The sequence below is a fragment of the Kitasatospora sp. NPDC058170 genome (assembly GCF_042883905.1).
Classification (GTDB): Bacteria; Actinomycetota; Actinomycetes; order Streptomycetales; family Streptomycetaceae; genus Kitasatospora.
This window is the reverse complement of sequence record NZ_JBHVUV010000001.1, coordinates 569,113-587,571: the sequence shown is the minus strand read 5'-3', so window position 1 is coordinate 587,571 and position 18,459 is coordinate 569,113. Positions and strand designations below refer to the sequence as shown.

Genomic DNA, 18,459 nt, shown 5'->3' with positions numbered 1-18,459 from the left:
ACCGACGAGTAATACGAGCAAGGGGAGACGGAAACTCGTCCGCACGCTCACTCAAGTGTGCCCGTGCCCTGGAGGGCCGAAACAGGGGCGAAATGCCTCGTCGACAAGATCGCCACAGGCCCGCCTGCGATTCGATCCCCCAGGGCCGGTCCGACCGGGGAAATCCTCGGACCGGCAGGCCTGCGGCCGATGCTAGGACAGCCTGGCAGTCGGACCCATGTGTGGAACGTCACGCATGACAGCGCATAATCATGCAGAAGTCCGTACCATCCCACCAGAGCGCCGGGCCTCCCACCTGCCCGGTCCGCCCCACAGCCCCCACCGGCCCCGCCCGTATGCGGTGGAACGCGGCCGTCAGCCGACGTGGCCGCCGATCAGCCAGCCCAGCAGGTACGTCACCCCGGCCGCCGCCCCGCCCAGCACCAGCTGCCGCAGCCCGCTGTACCACCAGCTGCGCGCCGTCACCCGGGCCACCACCGCACCGCAGGCGAACAGGCCGAGCATCGAGAGCACCAGCGCCGGCAGCAGCGAGGTCGCCCCCAGCAGGTACGGCAGCAGCGGGAGCAGCGCGCCCACCGCGAAGCAGACGAAGGAGGACCCGGCGGCGACCCACGGCGAGGGCAGGTCGTTGGGGTCGACGCCCAGCTCCTCGCGCGCGTGCACCTCCAGCGTCCGGTCCGGATCGGCGGACAGCTGCCGGGCCACCTCCTGCGCCAGCCCCGGCTCCACCCCGCGCGCGACGTACAGCTCGGCCAGCTCGGCCAGCTCGCCGTGCGGGTTGCGGCTGAGCTCCAGCCGCTCGGCCTCGATCTCGGCCTGCACCAGCTCGCGCTGCGAGGCGACCGAGGTGTACTCCCCCGCCGCCATCGAGCAGGCGCCGGCCGCCAGACCCGCCAGCCCGGTCAGCACCACCGTGCCGCTGGGGACCGCGCCGCCGGCCACACCGGTCATCAGGGCGAAGTTGGAGACCAGCCCGTCCATCGCGCCGAACACGGCGGGCCGCAGCCAGCCGCCGTTCACATCACGGTGGTGCCCCGCGGCGGGAATGCGGGGGTGGTTCCCGGCCTCGGGTTCAAGGGTGGTCGCGCTCACGGTTGTCAGGCCTCCGTCCGATCGTCTGATGAATCGAACGTAGTCCGCGCGGCATGGGCATTTCCAGCAAAGTAAGGCTGCCCGAACAGCATTCCGGCCGCCCTCCGCGCGGTGCGGAAGAGCGGCCGGAGGCGAGCGGAGTCGCAGGTCAGGTGAGGTTCTTGGCGTTCTTGTCGGCCTTGTCCGCGGCCGCGTCGACCGCGGGCGCGTCCGCCTTCCCGTCCACGGGCCGAGACGGTTCGGCACTGGGGTCCGAGGCGTCAGAGGCGTCCGAGGTGCCCGGGGTACCGGAGGCGCCCGAGGCACCCGGGGTAGCCGCGGCGCCCGGGCCGTCCGAGGCGTCGGTCGCCATCGGGTCGATGCTCGCCGGGTCCTCGCGGCCCGGGCGCTTCCTGCCCACGATCACCAGGTAGGCGACGGCACCCAGGAAGACCAGGATCGCGACCCAGTCGTTGATCCGCAGGCCGAGGACGTGGTGGGCCTCGTCGATCCGCAGCCACTCGGTCCAGAACCGGCCCACCGTGTACGCGGCGACGTACAGCGCGAAGGCCCGGCCGTGGCCGAGGGTGAACCGGCGGTCCGCCCAGATCACCAGCAGCGCGACCCCGACGCACCAGAGCGACTCGTAGAGGAAGGTCGGGTGGTAGATCCCCGTGACCACCTCGCCGCTCGGCAGCGTCTTGTCGATCTCCAGGCCCCACGGCAGGGTGGTCTCCCGGCCGTACAGCTCCTGGTTGAACCAGTTGCCCCAGCGGCCGAGCGCCTGGGCGAGCGCGATGCCGGGCGCGATGGCGTCGGCGTAGGCGGGCAGCGGCACACCCCGGCGGCGGGCACCGATCCAGGCGCCGACCGCACCGAGCGCGATCGCGCCCCAGATGCCGAGGCCGCCCTCCCAGATCTTGAGGGCGTTCCAGGGGTTGCGGCCCGCACCGAAGTACAGCTGGTGGTCGGTGATCACGTGGTAGAGCCGGCCGCCGACCAGGCCGAACGGCACAGCCCAGACGGCGATGTCGCCGACCGTGTGCTTGCCACCGCCCCGGGCGACCCAGCGCTTGCTGCCGAGCCAGACGGCCACGACGACACCGAGGATGATGCAGAAGGCGTAGGCGCGCAGCGGGATCGGTCCGAGGTAGAGGACGCCCCGCGACGGGCTGGGAATGTAGGCGATATCCATGGCAGCTCCGACGCTACAGGGTCCGCGGCCCGCCCCGGGCACCCCGCGGGTCACAGATGCCGAACAACGGCCGGCGGACCGGTCCGGGTGCACGGCCGCGCACGAGGTCCCGCCGCCCCCTCCGGACGGGGAGGGGGCGGCGGCCGGCCGGGGGCCCGGGGGCCGGGCAGGACCTAGCCGGCCTTCGGCGAGGGGTTGTTGCTCTCCGAGGCGGTGCTGCTCGGCGCCGGGGTCTGCCCGTTCGAGCCGGTGGTGCCGAGCTGCTTGCCCTGGTTGGCGGCGTCCACCCACTTCACCAGGTTCGCCGGGCTGATCTCCTCGCTGCCGTTCTTCGGGTAGATCGGCTGGCCGTTGAGCAGCACCGTCGGCGTCGACTTGTAGCTGGACTTGTCGAAGTCCTGCTGCACCGAGGACACCCACCCGCCGAACTTGTTGTCGTTGACGCAGGCCTCGAAGGCGGGTGTGTCCAGGCCGTTGACCTGCTTGGCGAGGCTGATCAGCGTCGCCTTGTCGCCGAAGGCGTCGTTGGTCTCGTCCGGCTGGTTGCGGTAGAGCACGTCGTGGTAGTCGCGGAAGTGCCCGGCGTCCTGGGCGCAGGCCAGCGCGTTGGCCCCGTACTTGGAGCCCTTGCCCTGGACGGCCCGGTCGATGAACGACACGATGTGGTAGTTGGTGTAGATCTTGCCCGCGTCCTCCAACTGGTCGATGGTCGGGGCGAAGTCGCGCTCGAAGGTGCCGCAGGCGGGGCAGCGCGGGTCCTCGTAGACGGTGAGGACGGACGGGGCGTTCGCGGCGCCGACGGGAATGACCAGGTTCTTGTCACCGATCGCGCCGGCCGGGGCCGCGGTCGGGGTCTCCGGCTTGGAGCGCTGGTTCTGCACCACCACACCGGTGACCACGGCGGCGGCGATCACCGCCAGCACCACCCCGCCGACCACCAGCTTCTTCTTGCGCCGGGCACCGGCCTCGTCGGCCGCCCGCTCCGCCAGCATCCGCTCGCGGGCGGTGCGCTTGCCTTCTCGGTTCTTCTCGCTCATTGCCTTGGACATCCAGGTCGGGGGTGGGGGCAGGGTCGGGGGTGGGGGTGGGGGTGCGGCCGGGCGGCCCGGCGCCGACCGGAACCGGTCCGGTCGGCTAGCTCGCCAGCCAGCCGTCCACCGAGAGCCTGGTGCGGGGCCGCCAGAGCAGCCAGCCGGCCAGCAGCAGGAACCCGGTGTCGCGCAGGATCTCCTGCAGGTACTCGGTCTGCGAGGCGTCCACCGCCCCGCCGCCGCCGAAGCAGCCGCAGTCGATCGAGATGCCGCGCGCCCAGGCGGAGGCGATCCCGGCGATGAAGGCGAGCAGCAGCAGCGCGGAGACCGCCGCCACCAGCCGGACGCCGAGGCCGATCACCAGCAGCAGCGCGAGCGCCAGCTCCAGGAAGGGCAGCGCGTAGCCGACCGGCTTGACCAGCGACTCGGGCAGGATCTCGTAGGCGCGCACCGCCTGGGCGGCCTCGGCCGGGTCGGCGATCTTGGCCAGACCGGCCCAGCCCCAGACCACGGCGAGGCCGAGCCGTGCGGCCGTGCCGATCCACTCCGTCCAGGCCGGCCACGCCGTCCGCGCGGTGCCACCGCGCCGCGCCGGGCCGCCGGGCGGCGCTGGGTCACCGGGCTGCACTGCCGGGCCGGCCATCGGGAAACCCCCCTCGGGAAACACGTTCACTTCCTGACGAACCGTAAGGGATGAAGGGGGGTTCCTCCATATTCAGGAATTAAGCCGTATGGGTGACACCTGATGACGGTCTGTCCGAATACGTTCCCACCGTGTTCTAGCGCGCGTTCGGGGCGCAGCCCGGCGGCCGCCCCGGGTCGTACAGGTCCTGGCGCCCCTCGTGCTCCGAGCGGGTGGCGCGGACCGCCGCGTCCACCCGGGCCGCCTCGGCGCAGACGTACGCGTCCCGCTCGGCCCGCTCCGCACCCCGCCTGGCCAGCGCGTGCCCCACCGCGGTGTCCGCCCCGACGGCGGCGCACAGGGCCAGGACGGCCGCGGCCGCCCGCAGCAGGACGGCTCGCTGGAGACACGGCACCGGCACACCCCTTCGCTCGCTTCGCGCCCGCCTCAGGCCCCGGGCTCGTCGTTCGTGCACTCGTCCCTCCACTCAACGCCGGTCAACCCCGGCTGATGCGTGTCCCCGCCGGTGTTCACCCGTTCGGGGTGGCCGGGCCGTCCCCCGGGGCCGCCCGCTGCCCTCGGAGCGGGTCCGGCGGGAACGGCGGGAACGGCCGACGGCCCGCCGCCCCCGGTACAGCGGGGCGACGGGCCGTCGGATCGAGCACGGTGGAACGCGGTGGAACACGGTGGAGCGCCGGCGGGAGAGCGCCAGCGGCGGACTACCGGCGGCGGACCCCTGCGGCCAGCTCGCCGGCCAGGCCGCGGACGGCGGCCAGCGCGGCCTGCTCGTCCCCGTCGGCGTCCAGGATCCGCTGGACGAAGGCCGAGCCGACGATCACGCCGTCCGCGAAGCCGGCCACCTCGGCGGCCTGCACGGCCGTCGAGACGCCGAGGCCGACGCAGACCGGCAGGTCGGTGGCGGCCCTGGTCCGGGCGACCAGGTCCTCGGCGAGGTTGCCGACCTTGGCCCGGGTGCCGGTCACGCCCATCACGGCGGCCGCGTACACGAAGCCGCTGCCCGCCGCGGTGACCTCGGCGAGGCGCTTGTCCTTGCTGCTCGGGGCGACCACGAACACGGTGTCCAGACCGTGCTCGTCCGCCGCCTTGCGCCACTCCTCGGACTCCTCGACCGGCAGGTCCGGCAGGATGCAGCCCGCGCCGCCCGCCGCCGCCAGGTCCGCGGCGAAGCGCGCGGTGCCGTAGCGGTCGACCGGGTTCCAGTACGTCATGACCAGGACCGCCGCCTCCGGGTGCGCGGCGGCCACCTCCTGGACGGTGCGCAGCACGTCCTTGATCCGCACACCGCCCCGCAGCGCGATGTCGTCGGCGGTCTGGATGGTCGGGCCGTCCAGCACCGGGTCGGAGTGCGGCAGGCCGACCTCGACGATGTCGCAGCCGCCCTCGATCAGCGCGTTGACCGCGCGCACGCCGCCGTCCACGCTCGGGAAGCCGGCCGGCAGGTAGCCGATCAGCGCGGCGCGGTTCTCCGCCTTGGCGGCGGCCAGGATGCCGCTGAGCTTCGAAGCCATGGTCACTTACCCCCGTCAGCGGCGCCGTTGGCAGCCTCGTCGTACAGGCCGAAGTACTCGGCCGCGGTGTGCATGTCCTTGTCGCCGCGCCCGGAGAGCGAGACCAGGATGGTGGCCTCGGGCCCGAGTTCGCGGCCCAGCTCCAGGGCGCCGGCCAGCGCGTGGGCGCTCTCGATGGCCGGGATGATGCCCTCGGTGCGGGACAGCAGCCGCAGTGCCTGCATGGCGGCGTCGTCGGTGACCGGGCGGTACTCGGCCCGGCCGGTGTCCTTCAGCCAGGCGTGCTCCGGGCCGACGCCCGGGTAGTCCAGGCCGGCCGAGATCGAGTGCGACTCGATGGTCTGGCCGTCCTCGTCCTGGAGGACGTAGGTGCGCGAGCCGTGCAGCACGCCCGGGTCGCCCTTGGTGAGGGTGGCGGCGTGCTTCGGGGTCTCGGCGCCCTCGCCGGCCGCCTCGCAGCCGATCAGGCGCACCCCGGCGTCCGGGATGAACTCGTGGAAGATGCCCATCGCGTTGGAGCCGCCGCCGACACAGGCGACGACCGCGTCCGGCAGCCGCCCGGTCCGGTCCAGCACCTGCTGGCGGGCCTCGACGCCGATCACCCGGTGGAAGTCGCGGACCATCATCGGGAAGGGGTGCGGGCCGGCCACGGTGCCGAACAGGTAGTGGGTGGAGTCCACGTTGGCGACCCAGTCGCGGAACGCCTCGTTGATGGCGTCCTTGAGCGTGCGGCTGCCGGACGTCACCGAGACCACCTCGGCGCCGAGCATCCGCATCCGGGCGACGTTCAGCGCCTGCCGGCGGGTGTCGACCTCGCCCATGTAGATGGTGCAGTCGAAGCCGAACAGCGCGCAGGCGGTGGCGGTGGCCACGCCGTGCTGGCCGGCGCCGGTCTCGGCGATGATCCGGGTCTTGCCCATCCGCCTGGTGAGCAGGGCCTGGCCCAGCACGTTGTTGATCTTGTGCGAGCCGGTGTGGTTGAGGTCCTCGCGCTTGAGCAGGACGCGCGCGCCCCCCGCCTCGGCGGAGAAGCGGTGGACGTCGGTCAGCGGGCTGGGGCGGCCGGTGTAGTCCTTGAGCAGCCCGTCCAGCTCGGCCGCGAACGCCGGGTCGGCCTTGGCCTTCTCGTACTCCTCGGCGACCTGTTCCACGGCGGCGACCAGCGCCTCCGGAATGAAACGGCCCCCGTAGGCACCGAAGTAGCCCCGGGCGTCCGGCACCTCGGCGCCGGGCAGGTAGTCCTTCTCGGACATGGTGTGGTCCTTCTGGAAGATGACGACAGTGACGTCGGAACGGCTGTGCTCAGCCGTGCGACCTGCGCCATCGACGGCCCTGCACCTGTCCGGGCTCGCAGCCGATCACGTACCGCACCCGCCTGCCCAGCACCCGGCGCGCGGGCGCGCGGCAGCCGCGCGGGCGGCAGCCGGGGGCGAGACGGGAGGCGAGTTTCATGGCGGCGGGGTCAGTCCTTGTGCCGCAGCGCGGGGTGGGCACCGGCCGCGACCAGGTCGGCGACGGCCGCCCGCGGGTCCTTGCCGGTCACCAGGGACTCGCCGACCAGCACCGCGTCCGCGCCGAGGTTGGCGTAGGAGATCACGTCCAGCGGACCGCGCACACCGGACTCGGCCACCTTGACGACGTGGTCCGGGATGGCGTGGACGACGTTGCCGAAGGTGTTGCGGTCCACCTCGAGGGTCTTCAGGTTGCGGGCGTTGACGCCGATGATGCGCGCCCCGGCGTCGACCGCGCGGGCGATCTCCTCCTCGTCGTGCACCTCCACCAGCGGCGTGAGGCCGATCGACTCGGCGCGCTCGATCAGCGACACCAGGGCCTGCTGGTCGAGGGCGGCGACGATCAGCAGCGCGAGGTCGGCGCCGTGGGCGCGGGCCTCCCACAGCTGGTAGGCCGTGACGATGAAGTCCTTGCGCAGCACCGGGGTGTCCACCGCGGCGCGGACGCTGTCCAGGTCCGCGAGGGAGCCGCCGAAGCGGCGCTGCTCGGTCAGGACGCTGATCGCGGCGGCGCCGCCGGACGCGTAGTCGCGGGCCAGGGCGGCCGGATCGGCGATCGCGGCCAGTGCGCCCTTGGACGGGCTGGAGCGCTTGACCTCGCAGATCACCCGGACACCGTCACCGCGCAGGGCCGCCACGCCGTCCTTGGCGTCGGGGGCCTTGGCGGCGAGCTCCTTGAGCTCGTCCAGGGAGACCTTGGCCTGCCGCTCGGCGAGGTCCTCGAGGACCCCTTCGACGATCGTTTCGAGCACAGTCATACGCCCACCTCGCTCCGCTCGGCAGGCGCTGCGCGCAACACGCACCTGACATTTGTTCGCTCGCTTCGCTCGCTCACGCGGGCGCCCCCATCATTTCTGCCGGCTCGGCCGGCCAGGGGCCGGGCGGCCAAACGGCCAGCCGGCCCTTCGATGGTATCGGCACCGGGGGGCGCAGGGCGCATCCACCCGGCGTGCGTCTCGCGGACCGGACGCCCCCCAGGACAGCTCCCAGCTGCGGTTTCACACCTTTTACACCCGCTGTCGGACTCATACCAGCGGTGGCGCCAATCCCGCCCCGACGGGCAGGTTGCGCACCACCGTGAACACCAGCACCAGCAGGGCGATCAGCACCCAGCGTCTCGCCCCCGGCGCGATCCGCGGCCCGGGGCCGCCGGTCACCACGGCCCACAGCCAGCGCAGCCAGAGCACCGCCAGCACCGCGAACAGCAGCACGGCGACCGCGTTGTCGTGCAGGGCGCCGGAGAGCTCCCCGTGGGCGAGCGCGTGGACGCAGCGCAGGCCGCCGCAGCCGGGGCACCACCAGCCGGTGGCCGCCAGGAAGGGGCAGTCGGGATAGTGGCCGGGGGCGTTGGGGTCCACCGCGGCGATGTACACGGTGGGGACGGCCACGGCGGCCAGGGCGGCCAGCGGCGGGCCCAGCCGGCGCAGCACGGGCGGCCGGGCGGAGGCGGTGGGAGCGGCGTTCACGCCCATGATTGTGCCCGCCCGGCGCAAGCGGAGGGCAGAGCGAAACGGCGGGCGTTCCGCCCGCCGTTCAGCCGTACGAGGGGTCGGGCGTCAGGCGGTGACGGCGGCGGCGGCCGCGGCGCGGTCCTCGAGGGTCTCCACGTGCGGGCTGGGCTGCTTGCCCATCCCGGCCATCGACATGGCCTTGCCGACCACGCCGCCGAGCACGACGACCGCCATACCGGCCCAGACCACCGGCACCGACGGGAGGATCATCGCCACGCCCGAGATCGCGAAGCCGACGAACGCGATGGTCACGCCGGTCCAGGCGGCGGGGTTGTGGCCGTGTGCTGCTGCCGACATCTGCGGTGCTCCTTGGTTCTCCGGGGCCCGGCCGGGCCCACGGGCCCCTGGCGGGTTGACGTGTTCCATTGTGCCGGGCCGCACAGCGCTCCCCCAAAGGGGGTGCTCGTCTATCGGGTCACACCCCGGCCGACCCGGGCCCGCGCCCGGCCCGCACTCAGCCCGCGGTCGGGTCCTCGCCCCGGTCCAGCGCCTTCCACAGGTCGGCCGGGGTCTCCGCGGCCTTTGCGGGCGCCTTGCGGGTCGGTGCGTCGTAGCGGCTGCCCATGGTCGGCCAGCCCCGGCCGTACCGGACGGTCAGCAGCCCGGCCAGCGCCAGCAACAGCCCGCCGAGCAGCGCCACCCACGGCCAGGCGGTGTGGCCGATCCCGGTGGCCTGGGCGCCGGACAGCGCCAGCTTGCGGGCGGCCTCGGCGTGCAGCGCCGCACTGTCGCCCGCCCCGGCCGCCGCCGTCGCGGCCGCCCCGAGGCCTGACAGCAAGGTGAGCACACCGACCCCGACCCGTCCGACGCCACGCACCGCGAACACCGCGACCGCCGCCGCCAGCGCCACCAGGGCCAGCCCGCCGGGCAGTTCGGAGATCCGGCTGCCGGTGGCGGACACCTCCAGCGTCCCGGCGGCCGATCCGGCCACCCGGCCCTCGGCCCAGACCCGGCCGACGGCGGTCAGCACCAGGGCGGCGCCGAGCGCGGTCAGCAGCAGCATCACGCCGAGCATCCGCCGCCCGACCGCGGCGGGGGCGGGGGCCGGGGCGGCGGGGACGGCTTCGGCACGGGGCTGGGTAGGAACGCTCACCCGTCCACTATCCCTGACCCTGCGCGCCGCCCCTACCCCGGGTCGGCCGGGAACCCGTCGGTGGACAGCACCAGGGTCCGGTCCGCCAGCGGCAGGAACAGGTCGTTGCCGAAGGGCACCCGCTCCGCCTCCCGGTAGCTCCCGGCGGGCTGCGGGGCGCTGTGCACCGTGCAGACCGCCGCGGCGGGATCCACCACGACGTAGAGCGGGATCCCGCACTCGGCGTAGGTCCGGACCTTCCTGAGGTGGTCCTCGTCCCGGCCCGACGGCGAGGCCACCTCGATCACCGCTTCGAGGTCGTGCCACTCGAACCGGTGACGGGCGTTGCGCTCCGCCCCCGGCGCGACGACCGCCAGGTCGGGGGCGTAGCCGAAGCGCGGCGAGGGGAAGTCGATCATGACGTCGGACAGCACCCGGCCGCGGCCCGCGAGCTGCGTCCTGATCTGCGGCGCCGCGCTGAGGACGACCTCCCACCGGCTCTCCCCGTGGGGCGTCATGATGATCTTCCCGTCCGTGATCTCCACCCGGTAGCCGCGCGGAGGGTTGGCACCTTCGAGCGCGTCCCAGGCGCTCTCCGTGGTCGTCGAGGTCATCCCGGCCGCCTTCCCTCAGCGGTTCACCGCCCCGTCGTCCTCACGATAGCGGCGTGCGCAGCGTGTTCGCGGTGGCCACGGCCCGCAGGACGGCGGCGGCCTTGTTACGGCACTCGGTGTCCTCGCCGTGCGGGTCGGAGTCGGCGACCACGCCCGCGCCGGCCTGGACGTAGGCGGTGCCGTCCCGCAGCACGGCGGTGCGGATGGCGATCGCGGTGTCGGAGTCCCCGGCGAAGTCCAGGTAGCCGACGCAGCCGCCGTACAGGCCCCGGCGGGTGGGCTCCAACTCCTCGATGATGCGCATCGCGCGCGGCTTCGGCGCGCCGGAGAGGGTGCCGGCCGGGAAGCAGGCGGTGAGCACGTCGAAGGCCGTCCGCCCCGGGGCGACCCGGCCGGTGACGGTGGAGACGATGTGCATGACGTGGCTGTACCGCTCGATGTGCATGAAGTCGACCACCTCCACGCTGCCGGGCTCGCAGACCCGGCCGAGGTCGTTGCGGCCGAGGTCGACCAGCATCAGGTGCTCGGCCCGCTCCTTGGGGTCGGCGAGCAGCTCGGCGGCGAGCCCGGCGTCCTCCTGCGGGGTGGCGCCGCGGTGCCGGGTGCCGGCGATCGGGTGCAGCATCGCCTCGCCGTCGGTGACCTTGACCAGCGCCTCCGGGCTGGAGCCGACCACGTCGAAGCCGCCCTGCGCGGTGCCGTCCGGGCCGGGGAACCGGAACAGGTACATGTACGGGCTGGGGTTGGTGGTGCGCAGCACCCGGTAGACGTCCAGCGCGGAGGCCGGGCAGGGCGCCTCGAAGCGCTGCGAGGGCACCACCTGGAAGGCCTCGCCGGCCCGGATCCGCTCCTTGATCTCCTCGACGGCGGCCCGGTAGGGCGCCCCGCCGAACGGCGAGTGGACGTCGCCGGCGCCGGCGGGGGTGAAGGTCGCCAGGCCCGGGTCGACCGGCTTCAGCAGGTCGGCCTCCATCGCGTCCAGCCGGGCCACCGCGTCCGCGTAGGCCTCGTCGGCGCCGCTGGCCAGGTCGTTGTGGTTGACGGCGTTGGCGATCAGCGTGACCGTGCCGTCGACGTGGTCGAGCACGGCGAGGTCGGTGGCGAGCAGCATGGTCAGCTCGGGCAGCCGCAGGTCGTCCGGGTTGAGGTCGGGCAGCTTCTCCAGCCGGCGCACGACGTCGTAGCCGAGGTAGCCGACCAGGCCCCCGGTGAGCGGCGGCAGGCCGTCGTCGGCGTGGCGCGGGGTGTGCAGGGCCTCCAGGGCGGCGCGCAGCACCTGCAGCGGGTCCCCGCCGGTGGGGATGCCGACCGGCGGGGCGCCGAGCCAGCGGGCGTTGCCGTCCGGGTCCGCGGTGAGGGTGGCGGCGCTGCGCACGCCCACGAAGGAGTAGCGGGACCAGCTGCGGCCCTGCTCGGCGGACTCCAGCAGGAAGGTGCCGGTGCGCTCGCCCGCGAGGCTGCGGTAGAGGCCGATCGGGGTGAGGCCGTCCGCGAGGAGCCTGCGGGTGACCGGGATGACCCGGGTGTCGACGGCGAGCTTGCGGAAGGCTTCGAGGTCCATGGAGAGCGGCACCTTCTGGTCGTGGCGGGGTGGGTGGGTCAGGCGAGCGGGAGCACGTCGGCGTCGAAGCAGGTGCGGTCGCCGGTGTGGCAGGCGGCGCCGGTCTGGTCGACCTTGACCAGCAGGGTGTCGCCGTCGCAGTCCAGGGCCACGGACTTGACCCGCTGGACGTGGCCCGAGGTGTCGCCCTTGACCCAGTACTCGCGCCGGCTGCGGCTCCAGTAGGTGCAGCGGCCGGTGGTCAGGGTGCGGTGCAGCGCCTCGTCGTCCATCCAGCCGAGCATCAGCACCTCGCCGGTGTCGTACTGCTGCGCGACGGCCGGGAGCAGGCCCTCCTCGGTGCGCTTGAGGCGGGCGGCGATCTCGGGCGCCAGGGCGGTGCTGCCGGGGGCGGCGGGTGTGGTGGACATGGGCCCCATTGTGTCAGTCCGGCCAGGCCCGCCGGGTGGGTGCCGGGGCCCGTCCGCTCCGGCACCCTACGGGCGCTCGCAGCCCGCCGGCCAGATCCGGTGGACGTAGAGCCCGGCCCGCTGGGCGAGCGCGGCGACCCGGGCGGGCTCGCTGTCCGGTGCGCCGTCCCAGACCGCGATCAGCTCGTCGACCATGCCGACCAGGGCGCGCCCGGTGTCGTCGCCGAGGCCGCCGTGCTCGACGGCGGCGAGCCGGTGGACGGCGTTGGCCTCGTTCATCAGCCGCAGCCTGGTGGCGCGGTGGTGGTCGCCGGCGCGGCCGACGACGGGCGCCCCCGCGGGGACGAGCACCTCCAGCTTGCCGCCGTGCTCCAGCACGGACCGGGCGAACCAGCTCTCCGGGCCCTCGTCGGCGCAGCTGACGCCGACCAGCTCGTACGGGCCGAAGGTGGTGACCAGCCGCCAGAGCTCCCCGCGGACCAGCATCTCGGTGATACCGCCCGACAGGCCCCGGTGACCGGTGATTCCGACGCGCATCCGCTTACTCCTGGGATCGTGTCGTGCCGCGGGGAGCCTATCGGACCAGTGCGACAGGTCCGCTCGTACGAGTTGTGCCAACCGCCTGCCGAGACGGCCGCGGTTGGGCCATTCTCGTGCCCATGAGCACCGAGCAGCCGCCCGAAGCCGCCTCCCGTCCCTCCCGCGGGCTGGTCATCGCCGTCGTGGCGGTCCTCGCCGTGCTGCTGGCCGTGGTCGCCACCGTGCTGCTCTGGCCCGAGGGCCGGCCGGTCGCGCTGCCGCCGCCGCAGCCCTCCCCCACCGCGACCACCCCGAGCCCGACCCCGACGCCGAGCCCCACGCCGACGCCGACCCCGACCAGGGTCGTCCCGTACCCGTTCCTCCCGCTCGGCGCCTGCTTCGACCACCCGCAGCTCAGCAAGGGGATCACCAGGCCGGAGGCCCGGCCCTGCGAGGGCGAGCACGACGGCGAGGCGATCGCGGCCCTGCTGCTGCCGGACGGGCTGACCGCCGAGAGCCAGATCACCAAGGCCATGCGGGACGCCTGCAAGGAGCCGCTGGCCGCCGCCGAGGCCCGCCAGGGCGGCGGCGGGCCGTACTACGGCTTCCCGTTCGGCCCGGCGATGACGGTCTACCAGCAGGGCTGGCGGGACTTCAGCTGCACGATGACGGCCAGCAACCGCCTGGGCGGCACCAGGCTCACCGGCCACCTGCGCTGACCCCCCGCCAGGCCCCTAGGCTGGGCCGCATGTCGAACCATGCCCTCGCCGAGCGCCACCGACTGGCCGAACTCCTGGCCGCCGCCGGGCCGGACGCGCCCACCCTCTGCGCCGGGTGGTCCACCCGGGACCTCGCCGCCCACCTGGTGCTCCGGGAGCACCGGCCGGACGCGGCGGCCGGCATCCGGATCGGCCCGCTGGCCGACTGGACCCACCGGGTGCAGCGCGGCTACGCCGGGCGCCCGTACGAGGAGCTGGTGCGGCTGTTCCGGGCCGGCCCGCCGCTGCTCTCGCTGTTCGCGCTGCCCGGCGCCGACGAGGCGGCGAACACGGTGGAGTACTTCGTGCACGCCGAGGACGTCCGCCGGGCCGGCGGGTCCTGGCAGCCGCAGCCGGTGCCGCCCGGCCGGGCCGCGGCGCTCTGGCGGCGGCTGCCGATGCTGGCCAGGCTGGAGGCGGGCCGCCGCTCCCCCGTCCGGCTGGAGCTGCGCCGCCCGGCCGGCACGGGCGTGAGCGTCGGACCGGCCAAGGCTCCGGTCGTCCGGATCACCGGCGAGCCTGGCGAGCTGGTGCTGTTCGTCTACGGCCGGGGTGCCCGTACCGAGCTGGCCGTGGACGGCCCCCCGGACGCGGTCGCCGCGCTGCGCCACGTGCTGCCGCTGCCGCTGCCGTAGTCGACCGGCGCGATCCGCCCCGGCTGCGGATGTCAGTGGCGGGGTGCAGACTCGCAGAGGGTCGGGGAGGGGTGCCCGAGCGCCCTCGACAAGCCGCCCGACCGCCCTTTCCGTCGAAGGAGCACCACCTCATGCTCACCACCGACTTTCCCACCGGCGCGCCCTGCTGGATCGACCTCGGCAGCCCGGATCCGGCCGCGGCCGCCGCCTTCTACGGGGCGGTGTTCGGCTGGACCTTCCAGCAGCTCGGCCCGGAGGCCGGCGGCTACGGCTTCCTCCAGCTGGACGGCCGGACGGTGGGCGCCATCGGCCCGCTCACCGAGGAGGGCGCCCGGTCCGCCTGGACGACGTACTTCAGGACGCCGGACGCGGACGCCACCGCCAAGGCCGTCGAGCAGGCCGGCGGCACCGTCCGGGCCGCGCCGTTCGACGTGATGGAGGCCGGGCGGATGGCCCAGCTCACCGACCCGCAGGGCGCGCAGTTCGCGATCTGGCAGTCCGGTTCGACCATCGGACTGGACGTGGTGTCCAGCGACAACGCCCTGGTCTGGTCCGAGCTGCACACCACCGACCAGGAGGCCGGCTTCGGTTTCTACCGGACGCTGTTCGGCTGGCGCTCGGAGAAGTTCCCGGCCCCCGGCATGACGTACCTGGTGCTCTCCACCGCCGAGGGCGACCAGAACGCCACCAGCTTCGGCGGCATCGCCCCGGTCATGTCGCAGGAGCAGCCGCCCTCCTGGACGCCGTACTTCGCCACCGAGCAGGTCGACGAGCTGGTCGGCCGGGCGCAGGCGGCCGGCGGCACGGTGCTGATGGGCGCCGAGGACGTCCCCGAGGTCGGCCGGATCGCCTGGCTGGCGGACCCGTCCGGCGCACCGTTCGCACTGATCAAGGGCGAGCCGCGGCAGGGGTCCTGAGGTCCGGTCCCGGTGCTGTCCGCGGGCGCGGACAGCACCGGGCACCGGTCAGCGCACCGGGTGCCCGGCCTCGCGCAGCGCGTTCTTGACCTCGCCGATCCGCAGGTCGCCGAAGTGGAAGACGCTGGCCGCCAGCACGGCGTCCGCGCCGGCCTCCACCGCGGGGGCGAAGTCGGCGAGCCGGCCGGCGCCGCCGGAGGCGATCACCGGGACGGACACGGTCTTGCGGACGGCCCCGATCAGCTCCAGGTCGTAGCCGTCCTTGGTGCCGTCCGCGTCCATCGAGTTGAGCAGGATCTCGCCCGCGCCCAGCTCGGCCGCGCGGCCCGCCCACTCGACGGCGTCCAGGCCGGTGCCCTGCCGCCCGCCGTGCGTGGTGACCTCGAAGCCCGACGCGGTCTCGGTGCCGGGAGGGCAGCGCCGGGCGTCCACCGAGAGCACCAGCACCTGGCGGCCGAAGCGCTGCGCGATCTCCCGGATCAGCTCCGGGCGGGCGATCGCCGCGGTGTTGACGCCGACCTTGTCGGCCCCGGCCCGCAGCAGCTTGTCGACGTCCTCGACGGCGCGGATCCCGCCGCCGACGGTCAGCGGGATGAACACCTGCTCGGCGGTGCGGCGGACCACGTCGTAGGTGGTCTCGCGGTCCCCCGAGGAGGCGGTGATGTCGAGGAAGGTCAGCTCGTCGGCGCCCTCGGCGTCGTAGAGCTTGGCCATCTCGACCGGGTCGCCGGCGTCGCGCAGGTTCTGGAAGTTGACACCCTTGACCACCCGGCCGGCGTCGACGTCCAGACAGGGGATGACACGTACGGCGAGGGTCACGGCTGTTGGCCTTCCAGAGTGCGTGCGAGCCCGGCACGGTAGGCGTCGAGTTCGACCTCGACCATCATCCGGGAGTCGATCAGGCCGTCGACCACCACCATGGTGGCCGCCGGCCGGGTGGCGGCGAAGAGGGTGTGGTGGGCGCGGCCCACCTCGTCCGCGTCGCGGGCGTGGGTGATGTACATCCGGGTGCGGACCACGTCGTCCGCCGTCAGTCCGTACGCGGCCAGGGCCGTGAGGCCGACGCCGAAGGCGGCGAGGGTCTGCCGGTACGGGTCGCCCTCGTGCTCGATCCTCCCGTCGACCCAGGCGGTGGAGCCGGCCACGTGGACGTGGTCCCCGGCCGCCACCGCCCGCGCGTAGCCGAACTGGTCCTCCCAGGGGGAGGATCCGCCGACCCGACCGCGTACGATCTGACGTTCCGTCATCCTGAAACCGCCTCCAGGGCCTCTTCGAGGGTGAACTTCTGCTCGTAGAGTGCCTTGCCCACGATGGCTCCCTCGACACCCTCGCCGACCAGGGTGGCGATGGCGCGCAGGTCGTCGAGCGAGGAGACGCCGCCGGAGGCGACCACCGGCTTGTCGGTGGCGGCGCAGACGTCGCGCAGCAGCTGGAGGTTGGGGCCGGTCAGGGTGCCGTCCCGGTTGACGTCGGTGACGACGTAGCGGGCGCAGCCCTCGGCGTCCAGGCGGGCCAGCACCTCGAAGAGCTGGCCGCCGTCGCGGGTCCAGCCGCGGCCGCGCAGGGTGGTGCCGACCACGTCCAAGCCGACGGCGATCTGGTCGCCGTGCTCGGCGATGACCTTGGCGACCCACTCGGGGCTCTCCAGGGCGGCGGTGCCGAGGTTGACCCGGGTGCAGCCGGTGGCCAGGGCGGCGGCCAGCGACTCGTCGTCGCGGATGCCGCCGGACAGCTCGACCTTGATGTCGAGCGCGCCGGTGACCTCGCGCAGCAGGTCGCGGTTGGTGCCGGTGCCGAAGGCGGCGTCCAGGTCGACCAGGTGGAGCCACTCGGCGCCGGCGTTCTGCCAGGCGAGGGCGGCGGCGAGCGGCTCGCCGAAGGAGGTCTCGGTGCCGGAGGCGCCCTTGACCAGGCGGACGGCCTGGCCGTCGCGGACGTCGACGGCGGGGAGCAGTTCGAGGCGACTCATCGTTGTGACAACTCTCAGACGGTCAGAGGGTGTTGACCCAGTTGGTCAGCAGGGCGGCGCCGGCGTCGCCGGACTTCTCGGGGTGGAACTGGGTGGCCCAGAGCGGGCCGTTCTCGACGGCGGCGACGAACGGCTGCCCGTGCGTGGCCCAGGTGACGAGCGGGGCGTGCATCCGGGCGCTGTGGACTTCCAGCTCCCAGCGACGCACGCCGTAGGAGTGCACGAAGTAGAAGCGGGTGTCGGCGTCGAGCCCGGCGAAGAGCCGGCTGCCCTCGGGGGCGTCGACGGTGTTCCACCCCATGTGCGGGACGACCGGGGCGTCCAGCGGCTCGACGGTGCCGGGCCACTCGTCGCAGCCGGCCGTCTCCACGCCGTGCTCGACGCCCTTCTCGAAGAGGATCTGCATGCCGACGCAGATGCCCAGCACCGGGCGCCCGCCGGCCAGTCGGCGGCCGATGATCTGCTCGCCGCGGACGGCCTTCAGCCCGCGCATGCAGGCCTCGAAGGCGCCGACGCCGGGGACGAGCAGGCCGTCCGCGTCCAGTGCGGTCTGGAAGTCGGAGGTGACGGTGACGTTCGCCCCGGTGCGCTCCACGGCGCGCTGGGCCGAGCGGAGGTTGCCCGACCCGTAGTCGAGCACGACGACGTTCTTGCCCATGTTCAGGTGTCCAAGTCTCTCAGCGGGTCCCGGGCGGTTCTCGTTGCGCCGGGGCTTGTCCGACCGTGCGCGCGGCGCGGGCGGGAGGCCCGGCGCCGCGCACGCGGCGGGAACGGTCGGACGGCCCCTAGAGGCGCATGGCGCCGGAGACCAGGCAGAGCACCGAACCGATGGCGAGCACGGCGATGACGCCCTTCGGGAGCTTCTGCTTCCAGAACGAGATCACCCCGCCGGCCAGGAAGAGTCCGACGAAGAGGAGGACGATCGCGGACTTGCTCACAGCGCACCCTTGGTAGACGGGAGGATGCCGGCCGCGCGCGGGTCGCGCTCGGCGGCGTAGCGCAGGGCCCGGGCCAGCGCCTTGAACTGGCACTCCACGATGTGGTGCGCGTTGCGCCCGTACGGCACGTGCACGTGCAGGGCGATCTGGGCCTGGGCCACGAAGGACTCCAGGATGTGCCGGGTCATGGTGGTGTCGTAGGCGCCGATCATCGGCGCCATGTTCTCCGGCTCGGTGTGCACCAGGTAGGGGCGGCCGGAGAGGTCGACGGTGACCTGGGCGAGCGACTCGTCCAGCGGCACCGTGCAGTTGCCGAAGCGGTAGATGCCCACCTTGTCGCCGAGCGCCTGCTTGAAGGCGGCGCCCAGTGCGAGGGCGGTGTCCTCGATGGTGTGGTGGGTGTCGATGTGCAGGTCGCCGTCGGTCTTCACGGTGAGGTCGAAGAGGCCGTGGCGGCCGAGCTGGTCGAGCATGTGGTCGTAGAACCCGACGCCCGTGGAGATGTCGGTCCGGCCGGTGCCGTCGAGGTCGATCTCGACCAGGACCGAGGTCTCCTTGGTGGTGCGCTCGATGCGTCCGATACGGGACATACGGGG

At 73.7% G+C, this 18,459-nt stretch carries 25 protein-coding genes; 3 read left to right on the top strand and 22 right to left on the bottom strand.

Annotated elements, in window-relative coordinates; all coding sequences use genetic code 11:
• Positions 1-354: 354 nt before the first annotated feature.
• The 16 genes from ACFVVX_RS02690 to ACFVVX_RS02615 form a co-directional block, all read right to left on the bottom strand.
• The gene (locus ACFVVX_RS02690) at positions 355-1,047 is read right to left on the bottom strand and encodes a VIT1/CCC1 transporter family protein (RefSeq protein WP_387940665.1); all 693 of its coding nucleotides are present in this window, start codon (positions 1,045-1,047) and stop codon (positions 355-357) included.
• 193 nt (positions 1,048-1,240) lie between these two features.
• Positions 1,241-2,266 (bottom strand): prolipoprotein diacylglyceryl transferase, encoded by a 1,026-nt coding sequence (lgt, locus tag ACFVVX_RS02685; RefSeq protein ID WP_387940563.1) that lies wholly within the window; start codon positions 2,264-2,266, stop codon positions 1,241-1,243.
• Positions 2,267-2,439: 173 nt separating this feature from the next.
• Positions 2,440-3,303 carry a DsbA family protein gene (locus ACFVVX_RS02680; RefSeq protein ID WP_387940561.1) on the bottom strand — a complete coding sequence of 288 codons (864 nt, stop codon included), beginning with the start codon at positions 3,301-3,303 and terminating at the stop codon, positions 2,440-2,442.
• Between the two features lie 97 nt (positions 3,304-3,400).
• Positions 3,401-3,940: a MauE/DoxX family redox-associated membrane protein gene (locus ACFVVX_RS02675; protein WP_387940559.1), complete on the bottom strand. Its 540-nt coding sequence runs from the start codon at positions 3,938-3,940 to the stop codon at positions 3,401-3,403.
• A 136-nt stretch (positions 3,941-4,076) separates the two neighbouring features.
• Positions 4,077-4,334 (bottom strand): hypothetical protein, encoded by a 258-nt coding sequence (locus ACFVVX_RS02670; protein WP_387940557.1) that lies wholly within the window; start codon positions 4,332-4,334, stop codon positions 4,077-4,079.
• Positions 4,335-4,638: 304 nt separating this feature from the next.
• On the bottom strand, positions 4,639-5,448 hold the full coding sequence (trpA, locus tag ACFVVX_RS02665; protein ID WP_387940556.1) for a tryptophan synthase subunit alpha: 810 nt from the start codon (positions 5,446-5,448) through the stop codon (positions 4,639-4,641).
• Between the two features lie 2 nt (positions 5,449-5,450).
• Entirely contained in the window at positions 5,451-6,701 is a 1,251-nt protein-coding gene (gene trpB, locus ACFVVX_RS02660) for a tryptophan synthase subunit beta (protein ID WP_387940555.1), read from the bottom strand.
• Positions 6,702-6,750: 49 nt separating this feature from the next.
• The gene (gene trpM / locus ACFVVX_RS02655; RefSeq protein WP_387940554.1) at positions 6,751-6,900 is read right to left on the bottom strand and encodes a tryptophan biosynthesis modulator TrpM; all 150 of its coding nucleotides are present in this window, start codon (positions 6,898-6,900) and stop codon (positions 6,751-6,753) included.
• A 10-nt stretch (positions 6,901-6,910) separates the two neighbouring features.
• Positions 6,911-7,717 carry an indole-3-glycerol phosphate synthase TrpC gene (gene trpC / locus ACFVVX_RS02650; RefSeq protein WP_387940552.1) on the bottom strand — a complete coding sequence of 269 codons (807 nt, stop codon included), beginning with the start codon at positions 7,715-7,717 and terminating at the stop codon, positions 6,911-6,913.
• A gap of 267 nt (positions 7,718-7,984) precedes the next feature.
• Positions 7,985-8,431, bottom strand: a complete 447-nt coding sequence (locus tag ACFVVX_RS02645) for a DUF2752 domain-containing protein (RefSeq protein ID WP_387940550.1) — start codon at positions 8,429-8,431, stop codon at positions 7,985-7,987.
• Positions 8,432-8,515: 84 nt separating this feature from the next.
• Entirely contained in the window at positions 8,516-8,767 is a 252-nt protein-coding gene (locus ACFVVX_RS02640) for an HGxxPAAW family protein (RefSeq protein ID WP_387940548.1), read from the bottom strand.
• Between the two features lie 157 nt (positions 8,768-8,924).
• A complete protein-coding gene (locus tag ACFVVX_RS02635) occupies positions 8,925-9,563 on the bottom strand; it encodes a TIGR02234 family membrane protein (protein WP_387940546.1) in 639 nt (212 codons plus the stop codon).
• 32 nt (positions 9,564-9,595) lie between these two features.
• The gene (locus ACFVVX_RS02630) at positions 9,596-10,156 is read right to left on the bottom strand and encodes a Uma2 family endonuclease (protein WP_387940544.1); all 561 of its coding nucleotides are present in this window, start codon (positions 10,154-10,156) and stop codon (positions 9,596-9,598) included.
• Positions 10,157-10,196: 40 nt separating this feature from the next.
• Positions 10,197-11,717 (bottom strand): anthranilate synthase component I, encoded by a 1,521-nt coding sequence (locus tag ACFVVX_RS02625; protein ID WP_387940542.1) that lies wholly within the window; start codon positions 11,715-11,717, stop codon positions 10,197-10,199.
• A 38-nt stretch (positions 11,718-11,755) separates the two neighbouring features.
• Positions 11,756-12,127, bottom strand: a complete 372-nt coding sequence (gene hisI, locus ACFVVX_RS02620; protein WP_387940540.1) for a phosphoribosyl-AMP cyclohydrolase — start codon at positions 12,125-12,127, stop codon at positions 11,756-11,758.
• A gap of 66 nt (positions 12,128-12,193) precedes the next feature.
• Positions 12,194-12,664, bottom strand: a complete 471-nt coding sequence (locus ACFVVX_RS02615; protein WP_387940538.1) for a hypothetical protein — start codon at positions 12,662-12,664, stop codon at positions 12,194-12,196.
• Between the two features lie 122 nt (positions 12,665-12,786).
• On the opposite strand from ACFVVX_RS02615, the gene ACFVVX_RS02610 reads away from it, so the two are divergent.
• The 3 genes from ACFVVX_RS02610 to ACFVVX_RS02600 all read left to right on the top strand — a co-directional run bounded on the left by ACFVVX_RS02610 (position 12,787) and on the right by ACFVVX_RS02600 (position 14,956).
• On the top strand, positions 12,787-13,365 hold the full coding sequence (locus tag ACFVVX_RS02610) for a hypothetical protein (protein WP_387940536.1): 579 nt from the start codon (positions 12,787-12,789) through the stop codon (positions 13,363-13,365).
• A 29-nt stretch (positions 13,366-13,394) separates the two neighbouring features.
• Positions 13,395-14,039 (top strand): TIGR03085 family metal-binding protein, encoded by a 645-nt coding sequence (locus tag ACFVVX_RS02605; protein ID WP_387940534.1) that lies wholly within the window; start codon positions 13,395-13,397, stop codon positions 14,037-14,039.
• 131 nt (positions 14,040-14,170) lie between these two features.
• Entirely contained in the window at positions 14,171-14,956 is a 786-nt protein-coding gene (locus ACFVVX_RS02600; protein ID WP_387940532.1) for a VOC family protein, read from the top strand.
• A 48-nt stretch (positions 14,957-15,004) separates the two neighbouring features.
• Here the strand turns inward: ACFVVX_RS02600 and hisF are convergent, their stop codons facing one another.
• From hisF to hisB, 6 genes are all read right to left on the bottom strand, one after another.
• On the bottom strand, positions 15,005-15,775 hold the full coding sequence (gene hisF / locus ACFVVX_RS02595; RefSeq protein WP_387940530.1) for an imidazole glycerol phosphate synthase subunit HisF: 771 nt from the start codon (positions 15,773-15,775) through the stop codon (positions 15,005-15,007).
• Positions 15,772-16,203: a RidA family protein gene (locus ACFVVX_RS02590; RefSeq protein ID WP_387940528.1), complete on the bottom strand. Its 432-nt coding sequence runs from the start codon at positions 16,201-16,203 to the stop codon at positions 15,772-15,774. Before ACFVVX_RS02590 ends, hisF begins: the two co-directional genes overlap by 4 nt.
• The gene (gene priA, locus ACFVVX_RS02585; protein ID WP_387940526.1) at positions 16,200-16,925 is read right to left on the bottom strand and encodes a bifunctional 1-(5-phosphoribosyl)-5-((5-phosphoribosylamino)methylideneamino)imidazole-4-carboxamide isomerase/phosphoribosylanthranilate isomerase PriA; all 726 of its coding nucleotides are present in this window, start codon (positions 16,923-16,925) and stop codon (positions 16,200-16,202) included. The genes ACFVVX_RS02590 and priA overlap by 4 nt, the downstream gene beginning before the upstream one ends.
• A 22-nt stretch (positions 16,926-16,947) precedes the next feature.
• Positions 16,948-17,583, bottom strand: coding sequence for an imidazole glycerol phosphate synthase subunit HisH (gene hisH / locus ACFVVX_RS02580; protein WP_387940524.1), 636 nt, complete (start codon positions 17,581-17,583; stop codon positions 16,948-16,950).
• 127 nt (positions 17,584-17,710) lie between these two features.
• On the bottom strand, positions 17,711-17,863 hold the full coding sequence (locus tag ACFVVX_RS02575; protein WP_387940522.1) for a hypothetical protein: 153 nt from the start codon (positions 17,861-17,863) through the stop codon (positions 17,711-17,713).
• Positions 17,860-18,453 (bottom strand): imidazoleglycerol-phosphate dehydratase HisB, encoded by a 594-nt coding sequence (hisB, locus tag ACFVVX_RS02570; protein WP_209411986.1) that lies wholly within the window; start codon positions 18,451-18,453, stop codon positions 17,860-17,862. Before hisB ends, ACFVVX_RS02575 begins: the two co-directional genes overlap by 4 nt.
• Positions 18,454-18,459 lie beyond the last annotated feature (6 nt).